Source organism: Ruegeria sp. AI3 (assembly GCF_056541245.1).
The window spans coordinates 18,062-36,900 of sequence record NZ_JBQFYA010000007.1 but is presented as its reverse complement, the minus strand read 5'-3'; the positions used below and the strand labels follow the sequence as shown (position 1 = coordinate 36,900).

The window sequence follows — 18,839 nt, the reverse complement described above, 5'->3', positions numbered from 1 at the left end:
AGCGTGCCCACCATAAACGCCCGGTCCCTGTTCTCGCCCACCGTCCTATTGGCGCTGGCGCTGATGACCGTCATCGTGATGATGATCCTGCCGATGCCTGCCTGGGTGTTGGATGTGGGGCTGGCCGCGTCCTTCGCGCTGGCCATTTTGATTTTCACCCTGACGCTGTTCATCGAACGCCCGCTGGATTTCTCATCCTTCCCGACGATCCTGCTGGCCTCGCTGATGCTGCGGCTGTCGCTGAACGTCTCGTCCACCAAACTGATCATCGGTCAGGGCCATACCGGGCCAAATGCGGCAGGCAACGTCATCGAAGGCTTCGCCAACTTCGTGATGGGCGGCAGCATCTTTCTGGGCCTCGTGGTGTTCTGCGTCCTGCTGATCGTGAATTTCATGGTGATCACCAAGGGTGCCGCGCGGATGGCCGAGGTTGGCGCACGCTTTGCTCTGGACGGGATGCCGGGCAAACAGCTGGCCATCGACAGCGACATGTCCGCCGGGGCCATCGATCACCAGCAAGCCAAAGAGCGGCGCGAACGCGAACAGCAGGAGACGACCTTCTTCGGCTCGCTCGATGGTGCGTCGAAATTCGTCAAAGGTGATGCGGTCGCCGGGCTGTTGATCACGCTGCTGAACCTTGTGATGGGGCTGGTCATGGGCGTGATCGTACATGGTATGCCGGTCACATCCGCCTTTGAGACCTACGCCATTCTGACCGTGGGCGATGGTCTGGTCTCGCAAATCCCAGCGGTGATCATCTCCATCGCTTCGGCGCTATTGCTGGCGCGCGGCGGCACGCAGGGCGCGACCGACAACGCCATCTTCTCGCAACTGGGCAAGCACCCAGCCGCGCTGGGCACAGTGGCTGTGTTGATGGTTCTCTTCGCCCTCGTTCCCGGCCTGCCCTTCCTGCCCTTCATGCTGGGCGCGGGTGTCTTGGGATACGCGGCCTACAGGGTCCATCAAAAGCAGAAGGCCGACACGCTTCAGGCCCAGACCCCCGCGCCCGAAGCGGAAACCCCTGTTTCGCAAGCCATTGGCGATATTCTAGATCTGGACGACGTACATCTGGAGTTCGCGCCCGACCTTGTCAGCATGGTGCTAAACCCCGGAACCGGGCTGGACGCGCGCATTGCGAATATGCGGACTTATGTGGCCTCGACCTTTGGCCTCATCCTGCCCGAGATTCGCCTGACCGACCGCGCCGACCTGCCCACCGGCACCTATGTCATCAAGGTGCAGGGCGTCGAACAGGCGCGCGGTGTGCTAAACCCCGATCTGGTATTGGCGCTGGTGCAGGACGGGCATGAGTTTTTGCCCGATGGCAATGACGTGACCGAGCCTGTCTATGGTGCCCCTGCTCGCTGGATTCTACCCAAAGATCAAGAGGATGCCGCCCTGAACGGCGCCACCATCGTTTCTCCGCCCGAGATTCTGGCGACCCATCTGCTGGAGATCATCAAGCAGAACTTTTCACGCCTGCTGACATTGAAATCCCTGCGTCGTCTGTTGTTGGAAATGACCCGCCTCAGCGATCCCGGCCGGGCCGAGGCAAACCGCAAGCTGCTGGATGAACTGATCCCCGACAAGGTGCCGATCGACACGCTGCACGCCGTTCTGAGGTTGCTGCTGGATGAGCGTGTTTCGATCCGCAACATGGCCCTCATCCTTGAAAGCGTGGCCGAAGCGCGGCTGACCACAACCCAGCCCGAAGGCATTTGCGAGCTGGTCCGCCAGCGGCTGGGCTTTCAGCTGGTGGCCGAGATGAAGCGTGAGGATGGCTCGATCCCGCTGATCCAACTGGCTCCGGAATGGGAGGATACGTTTGCCAGCTACCAAATCGACGGACACGCCGCCGGGCTGGACGTGGCGCTGCCCCCCAACCTGTTCAACAAGCTGGCCGATGGCGTGGTGGACAGCGTCGCACAATCCGCCGATCACGGGTTGTTTCCAGCCGTCGTGACCTCAACACGTCGACGACGCCTGTTGCGCTCGATCATGCAGGCGCGCGGGGTGTCCAATCCGGTTCTCTCTTTCGAAGAGATTGGTCTCGAGGCTCGCCCCGCCCTGGTCGGAACCGTACCCGCATGATCGCCCTGCCGCCCGAGCTGTTGGGACAACTCGGCACTGGGCTGTGGCATGTGTTTGCCGTTTTTCTGAGGGTGTCCGCTGTGGTCACCCTCTTGCCCGCTTTTGGCGAACGCAGCATCCCGGTCCGGGTCAAGTTTGCGGTCACCGTGGCCTTTACCCTGATCGTGTTGCCTGCGGTACCCTCCCCGCAATCCAATCCGGACCTGCTGCCGATGGCGCGTCTGGTCGGCACCGAGGTTCTGGTCGGCATGGTTCTGGGCATGGGGCTGCGCCTGTTTGTGCTGGCCCTGCAGACCGCCGGGTCTATTGCGGCGCAATCAACATCGCTATCTCAACTTTTGGGTGGCGCGGCCGCCGACCCGGCCCCTGCCTTGGGGATTTTCCTGACATTGGCCGGACTGGCCCTTGCGGTGCTGATGGATCTGCACATCAGAATAGCCGAGTTTCTGATCCACAGCTACGCGATGTTTCCGATGGGTCAAGCCCTCTCGGCCCCTGATCTGTCGCAGTGGGGCGTCAGACAGATCGCCCACAGCTTCGGGCTAGCCTTTGCGCTGGCCACTCCGTTCGTGATCGCCTCATTGATCTACAACCTCGCCCTCGGGGTCATCAACAGGGCGATGCCGCAGCTGATGGTTGCCTTTGTCGGCGCCCCCGCGATCACCTTTGCCGGGCTGTTCCTGCTATTTGCCGGAGCGCCCCTGATCCTGTCTGTGTGGGCACATGCGTTGTTTTCATTTACCCTCAACCCACTGGAGTCCGGTCGATGAGCACCGATGACGACAGTGACAAGTCCTTTGACCCGACGCCTCAGAAGCTACAGAAGGCACGCGAAAAAGGTGAGGTTGCAAGGTCCACTGATCTGTCCGTTGTTGCCGCCTATACCGGTTTGCTGATCGCGCTGCTGACGGTCGGCAAGTTCACGGTCGATCAGATGGGCGCATTGTTTGTGGTTCTGATCGACCAGTCGGATGGCATCGCGCAGCTTGTTACATCGGGGCCGGCAACAGCACCGGTCGCCGGAATGCTGAAAGGCGCGCTTTTACCCGTGGCCCTTCTGTTTGCGCTTCCCACGGCGGCGGTCTTGCTGAGCCTTATCGCCCAGCGCGCATTGATTTTTGCACCCACCAAGTTGCAACCCAAACTCGCGCGGATCTCACTCCTATCCAACGCCAAAAACAAGTTCGGGCGGGGCGGGCTGTTCGAATTCGCCAAGAGCTTTGCCAAACTGCTGATCTACGGCACCTGTCTTACCCTGTTTCTGAAGGCCAATCTGGCCGAGATCGTTTCCGCCAGCGCAGCCCCGGCCCATAGCTCGATCTTGCTGATGATGAACCTGCTGTTTCGCTTTCTGTTTATCGTGATAGCTATCGCACTTGCGATCGGGGTCGTCGACTACGTTTGGCAATATGCCGAACACATGCGCAAGAACCGGATGTCGCGTAAGGAAATCCAGGATGAGACCAAGGACGCCGAGGGCGACCCCCATGTCAAACAACAGCGCCGCGCGCGGGCGCAGGAGATTGCGACCAATCCGATGATGGCCGATGTGCCAAAAGCCGACGTCGTGATCGTGAACCCGACCCACTACGCGGTCGCTTTGAAATGGTCCCGGGCAGCTGGGGCGGCCCCCGTCTGTGTAGCCAAGGGTGTCGATGAGGTGGCCGCCGCAATTCGGTCGGCTGCAGGCGAGGCCGGCGTTCCCATCCATTCGGACCCGCCAACGGCACGCGCGATTCACGCGACCGTCGACATCGGGCAGGAGATCGCCGAAGAACACTACCGCCCGGTCGCCGCTGCGATCCGGTTTGCCGAAGCCATGCGAAAGCGCGCGAAAGGACAGATTGGATGAAACGTCACGAACTGCCCGCCCTGAAATCGGTCACCGAAGCGGTCTACCAAAGCGAATATCAAAAGCTGCGGCCCGTGCTGGAGGCCGAAGCGCGTGTGCAGGCTCAGTTGGCGCGTCTTGACGCACAGGTCGTGCAAACCCGCCAGGACAGTGCGGTGACCGATGGGTATCAGATCACCGGAACCGATGTTTTGTGGAATGGGTGGGAGGCCGCGACACGGCGGCAATTGAACATGGAATTGGCGCGATGCCGGGCACAGAAACTTGCAGCCATGCAGCAACTGCGTCAGGCCTTTGGGCGAAAACAAGCGGTTGAACGCCTGAATGACACCCTCAAGGCCGAACAGAAGCGCGCGCGGTCACGGCCTAAACCGTGACGGCCTCAGGTATCCTGGCGACTGACACTCATGATCAGGACCTTCGAGACATCGTCACCCAGATCCTTCTTCGCCACCTCAAGCAGAGATTTTCGCAAGGTGCCGAGGTTGTCGGAATGCGTGAAAGCACCGTCGAACCCTCCGGTATTGGCGTGATCGAACAGCACTTGCAGAAAACCGTCCCGCAGCTTTGGTTCGATCGCGTAGAAGGTTTCGGTGATGGCCGAGTTTGCCTCAAGGCTCAGGGACATGGTGACGAGGGCTGAGATCTCCTTATCCTCCACGATCGGCACAACAAATTGCTTGGTGAGCTTCAGGTATTCAAAGCCTCCACCTTCACCCTTTTTCCCCTTGTCTTTGTCATTGCTCTTGGACTTGGCGGGTTTTGCCTTTGTTTCCTTTTCAACCTTTTCAGTCCCCTCGGCTTCTTTCTTCGTTTCACCGGACCCAAGGAAGGTCCCGGCGCCGATGCCGGCACCCGTGCCAACGACCAGAAAAATCACGGGGAGCAGTTTCTTGATCATAAGAGCCCCTTAGAACGGCAAAAGGGTATCGAGGATCTGCTGGCCGTAGCGCGGCTGTTGCACATCCGTGATCTGCCCGCGACCACCATAGGACACACGCGCCGAGGCGATCTTGTCATAGGTGATCTCATTCTTGCGCGAGATGTCCTGCGGGCGCACATAGCCTGACACCAGCAGCTCTCGCAGTTCGAAATTCACGCGCAGTTCTTGCGCGCCCGAGATCGACAGAACTCCGTTCGGCAGCACGTCAATCACCGTCGCGGCCACGCGCAGGGTCAGTTTCTCATTCCGTCGCACCGATCCGCGACCGGAACTTGAGGCCTCAGATTCGATCCCGACGGCCTCATCGAACGAAGCCCCTTCGGGCAGTTTGTCTTGTGCCCTTTGCAGCAATCCGAATAGGTTCGGCACTGACAGATTTTCAGATCCTGACCGCGACCTGTTGGTGTTGTTGGAGATCTCAGCCTCTTCGTCCAGCTCAATCACGACGGTCAGGATATCGCCTTTCTTGATGGCCCTCTGGTCACCAAGCAGCGATTGCTGCCCCCCACTCCAAAGCGACGACCGATCCACCGTTCGCTGCGGTTGAGTATGCAAGGGCAGGCCGGGCCACAGCATCGCCACCTGTTCCGGCGAATCTTCGGTCGGGGTGAAGCTGGGCGGTTTGCCCAGGTGATCCAACCGCCCGCAGGCAGAAATCGTAAGTACCGCAAGAAGAAGGGGTTTTGACAATCCAGACATCATTTTACCTCGATTTGACCATCAGACCGTATCCGGCCCGTCACTGTTGTCCGCGAGGACAGGTTCATAACGCGAATTCGGTCCCCCACCGCGCCCCGGCCCAGCGCGCGGCCTTCGGTTGTGATCGACAGCGGTTGGCTGCTGAACAACAGAACGACCAGATCATTGCGATCCACAAGCGCGGGCGGACCGACATCCGCCGCGCGAATGGGGCGGCCAGGATAAAGCGCGACACGGGCCTCCTGCCCGATCAGTGCATTCGGATCGGTCACAGCCCCCGGCAGGTCGCGCGGCTTTGTCTCAAGATCCGCATGCGAGATGATCTCTTTCGCGCGGATCGTCCGGGTCGGCACCACAATCTCGGCAAGGGCCCCAACCGGCGCCATCAGGGTCAGGCCAAGCAATAACACTCGCATCAGCGCACCTGCGTCGTTGCGCTCATCATCTGATCGACGGCGGTGATGACCTTGGCGTTCATTTCATAGCCCCGCTGGGCCTCGATCAGTTCCGTCACCTCGCGCACAGCATCGACCGAGCTGTCCTCAAGATACCCTTGCCGCAACGTGCCCAATCCGTCCTCTCCCGGTACGCCCTGTACCGGTGCGCCGGAAGCCTCGGTCTCTTTGAACAGGTTGCTGCCAATGGCCTCCAGACCCTTGGCGTTTGAGAAACTGGTCAAGGTGAACTCGCCCAATCGTTGGCCTTCGGGGGCATCGTCGAAATAGGCATAGACCTCACCCGACGCGTTGATCGAAATGGACCGAGCGTCATCTGGGATTGTGATCTCGGGTGACACGGCGAACCCGTCCGATGTCACGATCAGCCCTTCGGCCGAGCGTTTAAGGCTGCCATCGCGCGTATAGGCGGCCTGACCGTTAGGCAGCGTCACCTCAAGATAGCCGCGCCCTTCGATGGCCACGTCCAGATCATTACCCGTGGCCGACACGGCCCCTTGTGCCAGCTGCACCGTCACGGCGGCAGGGCGCACGCCCAGACCCAGCTGAATACCCGTTGGCAGAACCGTCCCGTCTGAAGCATTGACTGCGCCGGCCCGCGCCATTTGTTGGTAGTGCAGATCCGCGAACTCGGCCCGGCGCGCGTTGTACCCGGTGGTGTTCATGTTCGCCAGGTTGTTCGAGATCGTCTCGACCCGCATTTGCTGCGCGGTCATACCTGTCGCCGCGATTTTCAATGCCCGCATGGGATATCTCCTTTCTTAGCGCATCAGCGCTTTGAGCGCGCCGCGTACCCGTTCATGTTCGGTTTCGAGAAAGCTTTGACCCAATTCGTAAGCGCGCTGGATTTCGATCAGCCGGGTCACCTGAGCGATGGCGTTGACATTCGAACCTTCGAGAAAACGGTGCAGGACAACAGGCGCATCAACGGGGTCAATATTGCCGGTCGTGCTGAACCGCGTATTGCCCTCACGCACCAGTTCCTTGAGATCTTCGACGCGGTAGACCCCGATCTGTCCCAGCAATTGCCCCTCGACACTGAGCGTCCCATCGCTGCCCACATCAATCGAGGCCGCATCGGGCGGGATGAAAACCGGCGAGCCATTGCTGTCCAACACCTGTGCGCCATCCGGTGCGACCAGATCGCCCTCGGCATTGGGAGAGAAACTGCCCGCGCGGGTCAGGCGGTTGCCTTCCGGGGTTTCCACCATGAAGAAGCCGTCCCCTTCGATGGCAAAGTCGAACTGCCCTCCGGTTTCGGTCAGAACCCCTTGCTGCTGAGAGGTATTGCGCGCCTCGGCCCGGCTCATGGACAGGGAGGGATTGCCCGGCATGTCACGGACAAATTCCGAGAACACCAGCCCCTGCGCGCGATAGCCGGTGGTGTTGGCGTTGGCGATGTTATTCGCCACCAGCCGCATTTCATTCATCAGCCCGGATTGGCGAGACAGGGTGACATAGGCGGTATCCATCAGCGACCTCCTGCGATCAGCGGAACCAGGGTTCCCGTGAAAAACGTGACAAGTGTCTGGGTCATGAACCCCATCGAAATCCAGAACACGACAACGATGGCGATCAGTTTGGGCACGAAGGTCAGCGTCATCTCCTGCACCGAGGTGAGGGCCTGAAACAGGCCCACGATCAAGCCCGAGATCAGCGCCACCGTCAGGATCGGGACCGAGGTGATCACCGCGACCCAAAGCGCCTGACGGACGATGTCGTAGAAAAGACCTTCGCTCAGCATGGCTCAGACCGGCATTCTCAGGATTTCCTGATAGGCCTCGACCACCTTGTTGCGGACGATCACGGCCGTTTCGACCGCAAGTTCAGTCTGGGCCAGAGCCTGCACCAGCGCATGCGGATCGGCCTGCCCGGTCATCGCGGCCTGCGACATCTGTTCGCTCTGCTTGAGGGTCGTGGCAAAGTCCTGAAACGTTGAACGCAGGCCCTGTGCCATGCCTTCATGGTCGGGATTGGCCTGCGTTGCAGGGCGGGCCACCGTGTAGTTCTGTGCGGCGGTCAGGGAACGGATATCCATTCTGGCTCTCCTTTATTTTCTAAGCAATTCCATAAGGGACGACGACATCTGCCGCGTCTGATCGAACATCTTGAGGTTGGCCTCGTAGCTGCGCTGCGCCTCACGTGCGTCGGCGATCTCGATCATCAGATCGACATTCGAGCCAAGGTAGTGCCCGCTTTCATCCGCAAGCGGGTGGCTTGGGTCGTGAATGCGCGATAGGTCGCGGCGATCCAGCTGCACGCGACCCGCCTGAACCATCGCCTTGCCATCCTGCTGGACGGTCTCAAACGGAACGGTTTTGCGCCGGTATCCGGGCGTATCCGCGTTCGAGATATTTTCGGACACGTGCCGCAACCGGGCCGCCTGCGCACGCAACGCGCTGGCCGAGGCGGATAGGGAATGGGAAAAATCGCTCATATCAACCGCTCCTTACCCACGGCCCAGACTGGTGCGCAGAATGCCAATGGACGAGCGATAAATCGCCAGAGAGCGGTCATGCTGGCGCTTGACCTCAATCGCCTTCAGCATCTCGCCTTCCAACGACACGCCATTGCCATTCGGGTCGCCGTTCGGCTCAGCCTCATACTCGGCCCAGCTCTGCCCGGTTGGGCTGCTGCCGTTCAGATGACCTTGCCGGGTGGCGGTCATTTCGGTCTTGGCCGAGGTGTTTTCGAATGCGGTTTTAAAGGCCTCGATATCGCGGGGCTGGTAGCCCGGTGTATCAGCGTTGGCCATGTTGCGCGCAATGACGGCCTGCCGTTGTCCGGCATGGGTTGCCATTGCGTACGCTGTCTTAAAGACGTTCAGGTCAGAGAACATCGGGGCTTCTCCCTCGATCAATTTCAATCAAGGCTTAACCCCGATTCCTTTAGAAACCGTTTTCAGAACCCAGTTGGAGAACCCACAATGTCCGATCTCGATCCGATGCTTCTGAAATACGAATTCGACAGACTGTCCGCGGTGCGCCATGTGGGCCTTGTGTCCGGCGTGGCGCATGGGGTGATCGAGGTCAGCGGCCTGACGGAACATGCGCGAATCGGTGACCTGCTGACGCTCCACCACCGCGCGGGTCCCGATCTTGAGGGCGAAGTTCTGCATGTGGGGGCCGAGCATATCCACATGATTCCCGGCTCCGCGCCCGATGGCGTCAGCCTTGGCGACCGGGTGAGCCTGAAGGCCTCGCCCGAGTTTGCGCCGGGGATGCATTGGTTGGGTCGGGTCATTGACCCGTTTGGCCGCGTGCTGGACGGAAAACCGTTGCTGCCGAGGGCGCAGGCGCGGGACATTGTGCAACCGCCTCCGCCCGCCGTGGAGCGCAAACCGCTGGGGGAGCGGATGGCCACGGGGCTGGCAGTGCTCAACACCATGCTGCCGATCGTGCAGGGCCAGCGCATTGGCCTTTTCGCTGGCTCGGGTGTGGGGAAATCGACGCTGCTGGCGACTCTGGCCCGGTCGATGCAGGCGGATGCGGTTGTCGTGGCTCTGGTCGGAGAACGCGGGCGCGAGGTGAATGAATTCGTGACCCATGCGCTTGGGCCCGAGGCGATGAAACGCGCGGTTGTGGTGGCGGCGACCTCGGATCAGTCCGCTCTGGCCCGTCGCCGCTGCGCGTGGTCGGCGATGTCGGTGGCCGAGTATCTGCGCGATCAGGGCCTCAACGTGTTGTTTCTGGCCGATTCGGTTACCCGCTTCGCCGAGGCACATCGTGAAATCGCCGTGGCGATGGGGGAATCCCCCTCGCTGCGCGGGTTCCCTCCGTCAGTGACCCCTTTGATCGCCAATCTGTGTGAGCGCGCGGGTCCGGGCACACAGGCGCAGGGCGACATCACCGCTGTTTTCAGCGTTCTGGTCGCTGGCTCCGATATGGACGAACCCGTTGCGGATATCCTGCGCGGGGTTCTGGACGGCCATATCGTCCTGAGCCGCGACATCGCCGAGCGCGGGCGATTCCCCGCCATTGACCTCAGCCGGTCGGTGTCGCGCAGCCTGCCTGCTGCCGCGACCGAGGCCCAGAACCAGATGATCTCGGAAACCCGCAAGCTGGTGGGCAGCTATGAGCAGTCCGAGGTGATGATCCGGGCCGGTCTTTATGCCGAGGGGTCGGACCCGTTGCTGGATCAGGCCGTGCGTGTTCATGATGAGCTGGACAGCTTCTTCGGGAAATCCGACGCGGAGGGCATTGAGAACAGCTTCAACCGGCTGTCCCTGATCCTGCGCAGGGCGTCGGCGGGCTTGCCACGATGATGGGAAGTCCGAAGCATTTTAAGTGTTAAGCCGCCCTTAAGACCTGCACTGCTACGCCTGTAACTGGGTGATAAAAAGGTGGTGGAGATGGGTGCGCAAACCAATGCGGCGCCAGTCATCATCAAGAAGAAGCGTGTATCAGGTGGCGATGGCCATCACGGTGGCGCGTGGAAGGTCGCATATGCGGACTTCGTCACGGCCATGATGGCCTTCTTCATGTTGATGTGGCTGCTGAACGCAACGACCGAAAAACAACGTAAAGGGCTGGCGGATTACTTCTCGCCAACGATTCCGGTGAACCCGGTCTCGGGTGGGGGCGATGGAGCCTTTGGCGGCAACAACATGTTTTCCGAGAAAACGATGGTGATGGACGGATCGGGTGCAAGCGCCCGTTTCCCGACCGATGCCCGAAAGGCGCGCGGCTCCACCGGGGTGGATGCCGACGGCGCAGGCAAAGGAACGACCGAAGATTTCTCGACGCTCGAAGCGCAGCTTTTGGGGCGCACGGGCGAGAGTATGGTGTCGGACAAGGTGCTGAAGCACATCGTCACGCGAGTCACCGACGAAGGGTTGGTGGTCGAACTGTTCGACACCGAGGATCAGCCTCTGTTCGAATCGGGAACAAACAAGCCGACTATGATGATGCGCGCGCTTGCCCTGTTGGTGGCCCGATCATCGGATCTGGTACGCAATGATGTCGCCGTCGAAGGGCATGTCAGCGCGTCTCCGGTGGTTCTGGCCGACAACCCGGCCTGGGATCTGTCCACCGCGCGGGCGCAGGTTGTCCGGCAGCTTCTTGAGGATAAAGGCTTTTCAGAACAGAGGCTTGACCGGGTGACCGGGCACGCGGACCGGGAGTTGTCGAACAGCAATCCCATGGCCGTTCGCAACAACCGGATCGAGGTGATCTTTCTGCGAAATCGCTAAAGGATAAGTGGCATTTTACCTGTTAGCGCGCTGTTAAGGCCCAGCGCGTTACCTGTTGCATCAACGATTGACGCAACAGAAGGGCGTGCCAATGACCATTTCCTCTTCGCTGAATGCCGGTGTGGCGGCGTTGAAGGCCAATGCCAACAGGCTGGCTACGATTTCAGACAACATCGCCAACTCCTCAACCTACGGCTACAAGCGGGTGGAGACGGATTTTCATTCCATGGTCACCTCGGGCCAGGGGGGCAGCTATTCCGCTGGTGGTGTGCGCACCACAAGCCAACGGCTGATTGATCAACGCGGCTCACTGGTCACTACGAACAACTCGACCGATTTGGCGGTGCGCGGGCGGGGTATGCTGCCGGTGCGGCCAAGCTCGCAGATTGCGGGTGGCTCGAATGAGATGCTGCTGACCACCACCGGATCATTTCGCACAAATGATCAGGGCTATCTGGTCACCGAATCGGGTCTGGTCCTTCTGGGATGGCGCGCGAACCCGGATGGCTCGATCCCTGCTGTGCCACGGGATACGCCCGCGGCGCTTGAGCCCATTCAGCTGAGTGTGAACCAGCTGTCCGGTGCCCCAACAACACAGATGAACCTGCGCATGAACCTACCTGCGACCGCTACAGATGCGGGCGCGCCAGGTGATACACAGCCCCTGTCTGTTGAATATTTCGACAACCTTGGCAAATCCGAAAGCGTCGATATCGAGCTGGTGCCAACCGTCCCGGCAACAGGGTCGAGCAATGAATGGACCATGATCATGCGCGATTCAGCGTCGGGCGGGACGGTGATCGGCGAATACACTCTGACCTTCACTGACAACCGGACCGCAGGCGGTACGCTTGCCACGGTCACTCCGGTAACAGGTGGCGCGTATGATCCGGTAACCGGAAGCGTGGTTGTGAACGTCGCGGGCGGCCCGATGGAGATCAATATCGGCCAGATCGGCGACGCGGATGGGATCACGCAATTGTCGGACACCTTCGCCCCCGTCTCGATCACGCGCGACGGGTCAGCGGTGGGAACGATGACCAGCGTTCAGGTCGATGAAAACGGATATGTCTACGCCTTCTACGACACCGGTGTCAGCCGCCGCATGTTCCAGATCCCTCTAGCAGACGTCCCAAACCCCAACGGCCTGACCGCGCTGGATAGCCAAACCTATGCACCGTCGCGTGAGAGCGGCACGTTCTTCCTGTGGAATGCGGGTGAAGGCCCCACGGGTGACCTCGTATCCTTCGCGCGCGAGGAATCCACCACGGATGTCGCGACCGAGCTGACCTCGATGATCAAGACCCAGCGCGCCTATTCCTCAAGCGCCAAGGTGATCCAGACCGTCGATGAGATGCTGCAGGAAACTACCAATATCAAACGCTGACTTTGACCCTCGGAAAGGACCCGTCGGATGAACCTGTCGACAGCTTTGAACAACGCCATGACCGGCCTGACCGCCACCAGCCGGGGTGCGTCGGTCGTTTCCGAAAATATCGCCAACGCCCTGACACCCGGCTACGCGAAACGCTCATTGGAGCTGACCACCAGCCTGATTTCAGGCAATGGCGTTCGCACCGCAGGCATCATTCGGCATCAGGACCCGGTTCTGACGGCCAATCGCCGCGCCACCGACGCCGATCTGTCGCACCAATCCGCTGTGGCCGACTTTCACACTCAGCTTGAAAGGGTCGTGGGCACGCCCGAGGATGCGGCGTCGCTCACCAATCGTCTGGCCGAGTTCGAAAGCAGTCTGATCACCGCCGCCAGCCTGCCTGACTCGGTCGAGCGTTTGGATGAAGTGGCCCGCAGTGGCAGCGACCTGGCCGCCAGTCTAAATCGGGCATCGGAAGGATTGCGCCAGTTGCGCTCGGACGCGGACCGGACGATCGGCTCGCAGATCGCCAGCCTGAACCAGACCCTCAAGGATATCGAGGATCTGAACGCCAGAATTCCCGTGATCCGGAACTCGGGCGGTGACATCAATGCCTTTCTGGATCAGCGGCAGGTTCTGATCGACCAGGTCAATGAGCTGATTCCGGTCAATGTCGTCCCGCGCGACAATGACCGTGTTTCTCTCTACTCCGATGGCGGGCTGATCCTGCTTGAAGGCAAAGCGGCTGAGTTTTCCTTCACCACCACAGGCGACACTCAGCCCCATATGACCGTTGGCAACGGCCTGCTGTCAGGGCTGGAGATGAACGGAAACCCGGTCCGGACCAGCGGTGATACCGCACAGATCCGCGGCGGGGCCCTGGCGGCCCAATTTGAAATCCGCGACCAGCTTGCACCCGAGGTGCAAACCCAACTCGACACGGTTGCGCGCGATCTCGTGGAGCGGTTTGAAACACCCGGGTTGGATCCAACGGCATTGGCCACCGATCCGGGTTTGTTCACGGACGGCGGAAACCGTCTGGATTTGACGATGCTGACCGGGATTGCCTCTCGCATCAGCCTCAACACGGTCGTCGACCCGGATTCCGGTGGCGACAGCTGGAGGCTGCGTGCAGGTCTCGGCGCTGCTGCCCCGAACGATCCCGGAGATTCGACCCAGCTGCAAGCGTTCAGCGCCGTTCTGGTCGAAGCCCGCCCAGTCGCCGGGGCGATCTTTGGCACCGGAAACATGCGCACCTCTGAGATCGCCGAGGCGATGATGTCGCGCGTTGGCGCAGATGCCCATGTTGCCGAACAACGCAGGACATTCGCAACCGGCGCCCAGAAGCAGATGCAGCAGCTAGAGGCAGAACAGGGCGTTGATACCGATCAGGAACTGCAACAGCTGATGCAGATCGAACAGGCCTACGCGGCCAATGCGCGTCTCATCTCGGTCGTGGATGAGCTGATGGACACTCTATTGAGGCTATAAACATGACGCTGACATCCATAGGTGATCTTGCCCGAGGTCTGACCTTGCAGACCCGGTCCACCCAGATCAAGCAACAGATTGAAACCCTGTCGTATGAAATGTCGACCGGAAAGGTGCAGGACGTCTCAGGCCATCTGGGCGGCGACTATTCGCATCTCCTCGATTTGGACCGCAGCCTGACGCGTTTGGATGCGTTTGGCATCGCCACGTCCGAGGCCAAGCTGTTCTCGGACGCCATGCAGCAAAGCCTCGGCGTGTTCAGTGAATCGACAGGCGAGATGACAGCAACCTTGCTGGCCTTTGGTACGGCGAACCACGCTGTGACGCATGAACAAGCCTCGGTCCAGGCCCGCAATGAGCTGGATACGATGATGTCCGCGCTGAACACCCGGATTGGCGGCCGCAGCCTGTTTTCGGGCACCGCGACGGATGTCTCGCCGCTGCCATCGGCCGAGACCTTGCTGACCGCGCTTGAGGCTGAGTTGACGGGCTTGGTGACTGTGACCGACATTCGCAACGCAGCCGAGGCTTGGTTCAACGACCCTGCAGGTTTTGACGCGGTGATCTACCAAGGGTCGAATGCCGCACTGCCGTCCATGCAGATTGCCGAGAATGAACGCATTACTCTCGATATCACGGCAACGGACCCAGCGCTGAAGGCGGCGCTCAGGGATGTTGCTGTGGCCGCACTGGTTGCCGACGATGCCTTGGCGGTGCCAAACGATCAGCGCACCGGGTTGTTCAAGCAATTGGGTGTTGCTCTGGCAAATGCGCAGGATGACACGGTCATTTTAAGGGCCGAGGTCGGTGCCGCCGAAGCGCGTGTCGAACAGGCGACAACCCGCAACGCCGCCGGGCGCACCAGTCTGGAATACACTCGCAACGCCCTGATCGAGGCCGATCCTTATGAAACGGCCACCAAGCTTCAGGCCGTGCAGTTCCAATTGGAAAGCCTCTATTCCGTCACAGTTCGCAATGCGAACCTATCACTGGTGAACTTCCTGAGATGAGGGTTCTTGTTTTTCTTTTGGCTCTGATGCCCTGCCTTGCTTTCGCCGGCGCAATCCGCCTGAAAGATCTGGTTGATTTCGACGGGGTGCGCGGCAACGACCTGGTCGGCTACGGCCTTGTCGTAGGCCTGAATGGAACCGGCGACGGGTTGCGGAATTCCCCCTTCACCGAAGAGATCATGTCCAACATCCTCGAACGGCTGGGCGTGAATGTGAATGGCGAGGATTTTCGCCCCAAGAACGTGGCCGCCGTCCTTGTGACGGCCAGCCTCCCCCCGTTTTCGCGGGTCGGAGGGCAAATCGACGTCACTGTCTCGGCCATCGGGGATTCAAGTAGCCTGTTGGGCGGCACGCTGATCATGACCCCGCTGAACGCGGCGGACGGACAGATCTACGCTGTTGCCCAAGGCACAGTGCTGGCAGGTGGCGCATCGGCTGAAGGTGAGGCCGCGTCCGTTGTCCGGGGCGTTCCCACCTCGGGCGTGATCCCATCCGGCGCGCGGGTCGAGCGCGAGATCGACTTTGATTTGTCCACCCTGACCCAGATGCGGCTGGCCCTGCGTGAGCCTGATTTTACGACAGCGGGGCGGATTGAAACGGCCATCAACCGTGAATTCAATCGCGCCGTGGCCATCATGCGCGATTCCGGAACCGTTGAACTGAACATCGCAGCCACTCAGTCCGTGTCCACAGCGCACGCTATCGGTCGGATCGAAAACATTCTAGTTGAGCCTGAAACCAAGGCCCGCGTTGTGGTCGATCAGCGCTCGGGTACGATTGTCATGGGGCAAGAGGTTCGGATTTCTCGGGTCGCGGTTTCCCAAGGCAACCTGACTTTGACAGTGGAAGAGGCTCCGATTGCCATACAACCCAACCCGTTCGCTGACGGAGAGACCGTCGTGGTGCCCAGAACCTTCGCAGGCATCGAAGAAGAGGAAGGCACCGGTCTGGCCGAAATCCCAGAAGCCACCACCCTATCTGAGGTCGTGGCAGGGCTGAATGCCCTGGGGGTTTCGCCGCGCGACATGATCGACATTTTGAAAACGATCAAAGCCGCGGGCGCCCTGCATGCCGAATTCATCGTACGATAGAGGCCCCCTTCACGGGCCGGGCCTCTATTTTGATTTCCAACTATCCAGCCAACGGCGGAACCGACTGCGCCGTTCATCTATGGCGTCGCCTGCGGCATAGATCCCATCTTCCATCGACTCGAGCATCGGGTCGATCCGCGCCTGACGGAACCGGCGCCAGCGCACCCAAAGCGCCCAGACAATGGCAGCAAAGACAGTCAGGAAGGCAATGTTGAACCATGGGATGATCCGCGCGTCTGGACCTTCGACCGGATTGATAAAGACGGCGTTGGGAAAGATCGACATGAACTCATTGCGCCAGCCATAGTGGGTTACAACAACCCAGTCGGGATTGTTCTTGTCCGAAATCGCGTCATTGGCCTCGGTGTACAGGTTGGCGGTGTCGAACTTGAAATAGAACGGCCAGCCCCAGCCGGTATCCTCGTTCCGGTAGACGATGGGCTTCCCGTTGGCACGGACGGCCTGGATAAACTGCACGTCGCGGTTCGACAGGCTGGTGGATTGGTCTTCGGGCTCGGACCAGAAAATACGTGTCCAGTCATTCAGGTCTTGCCGCTCTTCATAGGTGTTGACGATGCGCACGACATCATGCTGCGGCAGCGAATATTGCAGGATCACAGCGACAGTGCCCCAGAAGATGATGATAAACGCCCATTTCACATAGGCCATGCCGTAACCCTCACATATAATTCACGATGTAGATCAATGCGCCGATTGCCACCCAAGGGACAATATACACCGCCAGGATCAGTTTGCGCCGGAACGAATTGTCATAGACGTGCAGCCCGCGTTCCACAAAGGCCTCTTTATTTCCCTGTTTGCCCTTCTCGTCCCACCACGTCTCAAGCTTGCGACGGCGGACGCCGCGCGAATAGAGCGACAGCGCGAAATAAGCAATTGTCTGCAGAACCAGCAGGACCAGAAACAGGCGCATCGCTCCGAACATCTCAACTCCTCCCGACTGCGCCCCAGGGGCCGACTCGCGCTATGATTGTATCGCTGACACGATCTTCTCCGCTCATATCCGGTTCGTGACCGAACAGAGCCGCGCGGGCGCCGGATTTGTCCACTTGATACTCGCGGGCCAGAAACTCGGCAACATAGGCCTTCTTGGCCTCGGGCCATGTGGCGTAGGTTTTGTAGAACAGCTCTTTGTGGCAGATGAACATCTGGCGAGGATCCAGCGGGGCCAGTTCGGACAGTAACATATTCACCAAATCACGCTGCGGCGTATCCGCGGCGCGCAACGTATAGAAATACGCCGGATGGTCCGAGGTGATACGCGGCCAAGGCCCGCCATCGGTTGCCCAGCGCAACAATTGGGCGAGGCCTTGATATGCCTCAGGTAGGCGATCTGAGTGGTTTCGCGCCAAACGCCTCATATCTCGGCGATCCAGCCCCATCAGATCAACATCGGCATCTGCGGCGGCGGCAACGGTCAGGAAATCCATCTTTTGCTGAAGGATCGCTGCCGCATCCACGCCGCGCGCCTTCACGATGGGTTCGACCAGATCATTGTAGTCGAGGAATTTGGCAATCTGGTTCCTCTGGGATGGGTCAAACGTGTACTTGATTTTCAGATCGTCGGGCTTTTCACCCATGCAAATCGCCGCCGGGTGATCCATGTCGGGAAACAGGTACAGCCCACCGAAATGCGCCGTCCAGAAGTTGCGCTGTTCAAATACCGTGTGGCGCAGATGGACCGGGTTGCGGGTGACGTCTCCGGTTTCTTTCGCCGTTTCGATCATCTGGGCGATCAGGACATCATCGAACCACGCATCCTCTTCGGTCTTGAACTTTTCGACCATGCCCGCCAGCTGCTCGGCTTTGCGCAGGGTGCCGCCTGCTGTATCGGCCTCAATCTCGATCTTGCGCAGGTTTAGAAGATCATTGGGCGTGGTGAGTTTGAAGACCGAGTTCACCAACTCTCCGGCCACCGCATCGGTGGCGGTCAGGGCAAACAACTGCGCCTCGTTCATCTCGATAAACTCGCGCAGAATATCGCGCGAGGTCGAGAATTTGACGTTCAGAAGAGGCGCGCGTTTCTGCTCGGTCGTCAGCAGGATGAACTGTCGGTTGACGCCATTGGGGTTGAGGTAGAGCGGGTCGTCCAGCTCAATCCCCACCTCTGGCGAATAGCCCGAGATATCGACATGGAAATCCGTCAGCGCCGTGGTCTTGCCGGCCAGATGCTGCAACGCGCGGTTATACCGCTCGACCAGAGCCGGGCTGGAGATGTGAACGAGGTTGCCGAACATCAGGCCTTTTTCGATGAGGCGGATCATTCCGAAAGCCTATGCGTAACTTGTATGCTTATCCCTTTGATCAAACCAACCCAATAGGGTGCAGACAAGATAAGACTTCCGATAAACACAATAGAAGGGTCTAGCCTTTCACCCAGCTCCCAGACATCAAAAACCAAAATACCAGATGCGGTATCGAACCCAACAAAAACAATGACAGCGGCAAACAAACTGGCGGTCCACCAAAAGAAGAACCTCAGCCACATGAACCCGCCTAAGGGAACAGGTAAACTGCGGCGGATCACCCAAAGGACAAATTTGGTACCCGCATAAGCCAATAGAGCGCAAGCTATAAGGAATGGTATATCAAGCACTCAGTTGGCCCTTCTCTTCGGTTG

At 59.8% G+C, this 18,839-nt stretch carries 23 protein-coding genes; 10 read left to right on the top strand and 13 right to left on the bottom strand.

Annotation, left to right across the window (positions count from 1 at the left end):
* The first annotated feature begins 63 nt into the window (after positions 1-63).
* Genes flhA through ACRZ95_RS11880 form a run of 4 tightly spaced genes read left to right on the top strand, consistent with a single transcriptional unit; the run spans position 64 to position 4,320 of the window.
* A complete protein-coding gene (flhA, locus tag ACRZ95_RS11895) occupies positions 64-2,091 on the top strand; it encodes a flagellar biosynthesis protein FlhA (RefSeq protein WP_480555023.1) in 2,028 nt (675 codons plus the stop codon).
* Positions 2,088-2,861 carry a flagellar biosynthetic protein FliR gene (locus ACRZ95_RS11890; RefSeq protein ID WP_170679260.1) on the top strand — a complete coding sequence of 258 codons (774 nt, stop codon included), beginning with the start codon at positions 2,088-2,090 and terminating at the stop codon, positions 2,859-2,861. Before flhA ends, ACRZ95_RS11890 begins: the two co-directional genes overlap by 4 nt.
* A complete protein-coding gene (flhB, locus tag ACRZ95_RS11885) occupies positions 2,858-3,943 on the top strand; it encodes a flagellar type III secretion system protein FlhB (protein ID WP_170679262.1) in 1,086 nt (361 codons plus the stop codon). The genes ACRZ95_RS11890 and flhB overlap by 4 nt, the downstream gene beginning before the upstream one ends.
* Entirely contained in the window at positions 3,940-4,320 is a 381-nt protein-coding gene (locus ACRZ95_RS11880) for a hypothetical protein (protein ID WP_170491458.1), read from the top strand. Before flhB ends, ACRZ95_RS11880 begins: the two co-directional genes overlap by 4 nt.
* A gap of 5 nt (positions 4,321-4,325) precedes the next feature.
* Here ACRZ95_RS11880 and ACRZ95_RS11875 read toward each other — a convergent pair whose 3' ends face one another.
* The 9 genes from ACRZ95_RS11875 to ACRZ95_RS11835 are packed head-to-tail and all read right to left on the bottom strand — an operon-like array spanning position 4,326 to position 8,879.
* Positions 4,326-4,844 (bottom strand): flagellar basal body-associated protein FliL, encoded by a 519-nt coding sequence (locus ACRZ95_RS11875; protein ID WP_170641837.1) that lies wholly within the window; start codon positions 4,842-4,844, stop codon positions 4,326-4,328.
* Between the two features lie 9 nt (positions 4,845-4,853).
* On the bottom strand, positions 4,854-5,585 hold the full coding sequence (gene flgH / locus ACRZ95_RS11870) for a flagellar basal body L-ring protein FlgH (RefSeq protein WP_170679264.1): 732 nt from the start codon (positions 5,583-5,585) through the stop codon (positions 4,854-4,856).
* Positions 5,585-6,001: a flagellar basal body P-ring formation chaperone FlgA gene (gene flgA / locus ACRZ95_RS11865; RefSeq protein WP_170643524.1), complete on the bottom strand. Its 417-nt coding sequence runs from the start codon at positions 5,999-6,001 to the stop codon at positions 5,585-5,587. Before flgA ends, flgH begins: the two co-directional genes overlap by 1 nt.
* Positions 6,001-6,786, bottom strand: a complete 786-nt coding sequence (gene flgG / locus ACRZ95_RS11860) for a flagellar basal-body rod protein FlgG (RefSeq protein WP_170479799.1) — start codon at positions 6,784-6,786, stop codon at positions 6,001-6,003. The genes flgA and flgG overlap by 1 nt, the downstream gene beginning before the upstream one ends.
* Positions 6,787-6,801: 15 nt before the next feature.
* Positions 6,802-7,512, bottom strand: a complete 711-nt coding sequence (locus tag ACRZ95_RS11855) for a flagellar hook-basal body complex protein (protein WP_170679266.1) — start codon at positions 7,510-7,512, stop codon at positions 6,802-6,804.
* Positions 7,512-7,784 carry a flagellar biosynthetic protein FliQ gene (locus ACRZ95_RS11850; RefSeq protein ID WP_170379938.1) on the bottom strand — a complete coding sequence of 91 codons (273 nt, stop codon included), beginning with the start codon at positions 7,782-7,784 and terminating at the stop codon, positions 7,512-7,514. The genes ACRZ95_RS11855 and ACRZ95_RS11850 overlap by 1 nt, the downstream gene beginning before the upstream one ends.
* A gap of 3 nt (positions 7,785-7,787) precedes the next feature.
* Positions 7,788-8,078 (bottom strand): flagellar hook-basal body complex protein FliE, encoded by a 291-nt coding sequence (gene fliE, locus ACRZ95_RS11845; protein ID WP_170463000.1) that lies wholly within the window; start codon positions 8,076-8,078, stop codon positions 7,788-7,790.
* Between the two features lie 12 nt (positions 8,079-8,090).
* The gene (gene flgC / locus ACRZ95_RS11840; protein ID WP_170479807.1) at positions 8,091-8,477 is read right to left on the bottom strand and encodes a flagellar basal body rod protein FlgC; all 387 of its coding nucleotides are present in this window, start codon (positions 8,475-8,477) and stop codon (positions 8,091-8,093) included.
* 12 nt (positions 8,478-8,489) lie between these two features.
* Positions 8,490-8,879 carry a FlgB family protein gene (locus tag ACRZ95_RS11835; RefSeq protein ID WP_170679268.1) on the bottom strand — a complete coding sequence of 130 codons (390 nt, stop codon included), beginning with the start codon at positions 8,877-8,879 and terminating at the stop codon, positions 8,490-8,492.
* 87 nt (positions 8,880-8,966) lie between these two features.
* On the opposite strand from ACRZ95_RS11835, the gene ACRZ95_RS11830 reads away from it, so the two are divergent.
* The 6 genes from ACRZ95_RS11830 (at position 8,967) to ACRZ95_RS11805 (ending at position 16,198) form a co-directional block, all read left to right on the top strand.
* The gene (locus ACRZ95_RS11830; RefSeq protein WP_170679270.1) at positions 8,967-10,304 is read left to right on the top strand and encodes a FliI/YscN family ATPase; all 1,338 of its coding nucleotides are present in this window, start codon (positions 8,967-8,969) and stop codon (positions 10,302-10,304) included.
* Between the two features lie 87 nt (positions 10,305-10,391).
* Positions 10,392-11,231, top strand: a complete 840-nt coding sequence (locus tag ACRZ95_RS11825; protein WP_170679272.1) for a flagellar motor protein MotB — start codon at positions 10,392-10,394, stop codon at positions 11,229-11,231.
* A gap of 91 nt (positions 11,232-11,322) precedes the next feature.
* Entirely contained in the window at positions 11,323-12,618 is a 1,296-nt protein-coding gene (locus ACRZ95_RS11820; protein ID WP_170679274.1) for a flagellar hook-basal body complex protein, read from the top strand.
* A gap of 27 nt (positions 12,619-12,645) precedes the next feature.
* Positions 12,646-14,097 carry a flagellar hook-associated protein FlgK gene (flgK, locus tag ACRZ95_RS11815; RefSeq protein WP_170679276.1) on the top strand — a complete coding sequence of 484 codons (1,452 nt, stop codon included), beginning with the start codon at positions 12,646-12,648 and terminating at the stop codon, positions 14,095-14,097.
* 2 nt (positions 14,098-14,099) lie between these two features.
* Positions 14,100-15,107, top strand: coding sequence for a flagellin (locus tag ACRZ95_RS11810; protein WP_170679278.1), 1,008 nt, complete (start codon positions 14,100-14,102; stop codon positions 15,105-15,107).
* On the top strand, positions 15,104-16,198 hold the full coding sequence (locus ACRZ95_RS11805; RefSeq protein ID WP_170679280.1) for a flagellar basal body P-ring protein FlgI: 1,095 nt from the start codon (positions 15,104-15,106) through the stop codon (positions 16,196-16,198). Before ACRZ95_RS11810 ends, ACRZ95_RS11805 begins: the two co-directional genes overlap by 4 nt.
* A gap of 24 nt (positions 16,199-16,222) precedes the next feature.
* On the opposite strand, the gene ACRZ95_RS11800 is transcribed toward ACRZ95_RS11805, so the two are convergent.
* The 4 genes from ACRZ95_RS11800 to ACRZ95_RS11785 are packed head-to-tail and all read right to left on the bottom strand — an operon-like array spanning position 16,223 to position 18,815.
* Positions 16,223-16,867, bottom strand: coding sequence for a DUF1523 family protein (locus ACRZ95_RS11800; RefSeq protein WP_170679282.1), 645 nt, complete (start codon positions 16,865-16,867; stop codon positions 16,223-16,225).
* A 10-nt stretch (positions 16,868-16,877) separates the two neighbouring features.
* Positions 16,878-17,144 (bottom strand): hypothetical protein, encoded by a 267-nt coding sequence (locus ACRZ95_RS11795; protein ID WP_170379920.1) that lies wholly within the window; start codon positions 17,142-17,144, stop codon positions 16,878-16,880.
* Position 17,145: 1 nt separating this feature from the next.
* Positions 17,146-18,483 carry a DUF6638 family protein gene (locus ACRZ95_RS11790; RefSeq protein WP_170679284.1) on the bottom strand — a complete coding sequence of 446 codons (1,338 nt, stop codon included), beginning with the start codon at positions 18,481-18,483 and terminating at the stop codon, positions 17,146-17,148.
* A complete protein-coding gene (locus tag ACRZ95_RS11785) occupies positions 18,480-18,815 on the bottom strand; it encodes a hypothetical protein (RefSeq protein ID WP_170679285.1) in 336 nt (111 codons plus the stop codon). Before ACRZ95_RS11785 ends, ACRZ95_RS11790 begins: the two co-directional genes overlap by 4 nt.
* Positions 18,816-18,839 lie beyond the last annotated feature (24 nt).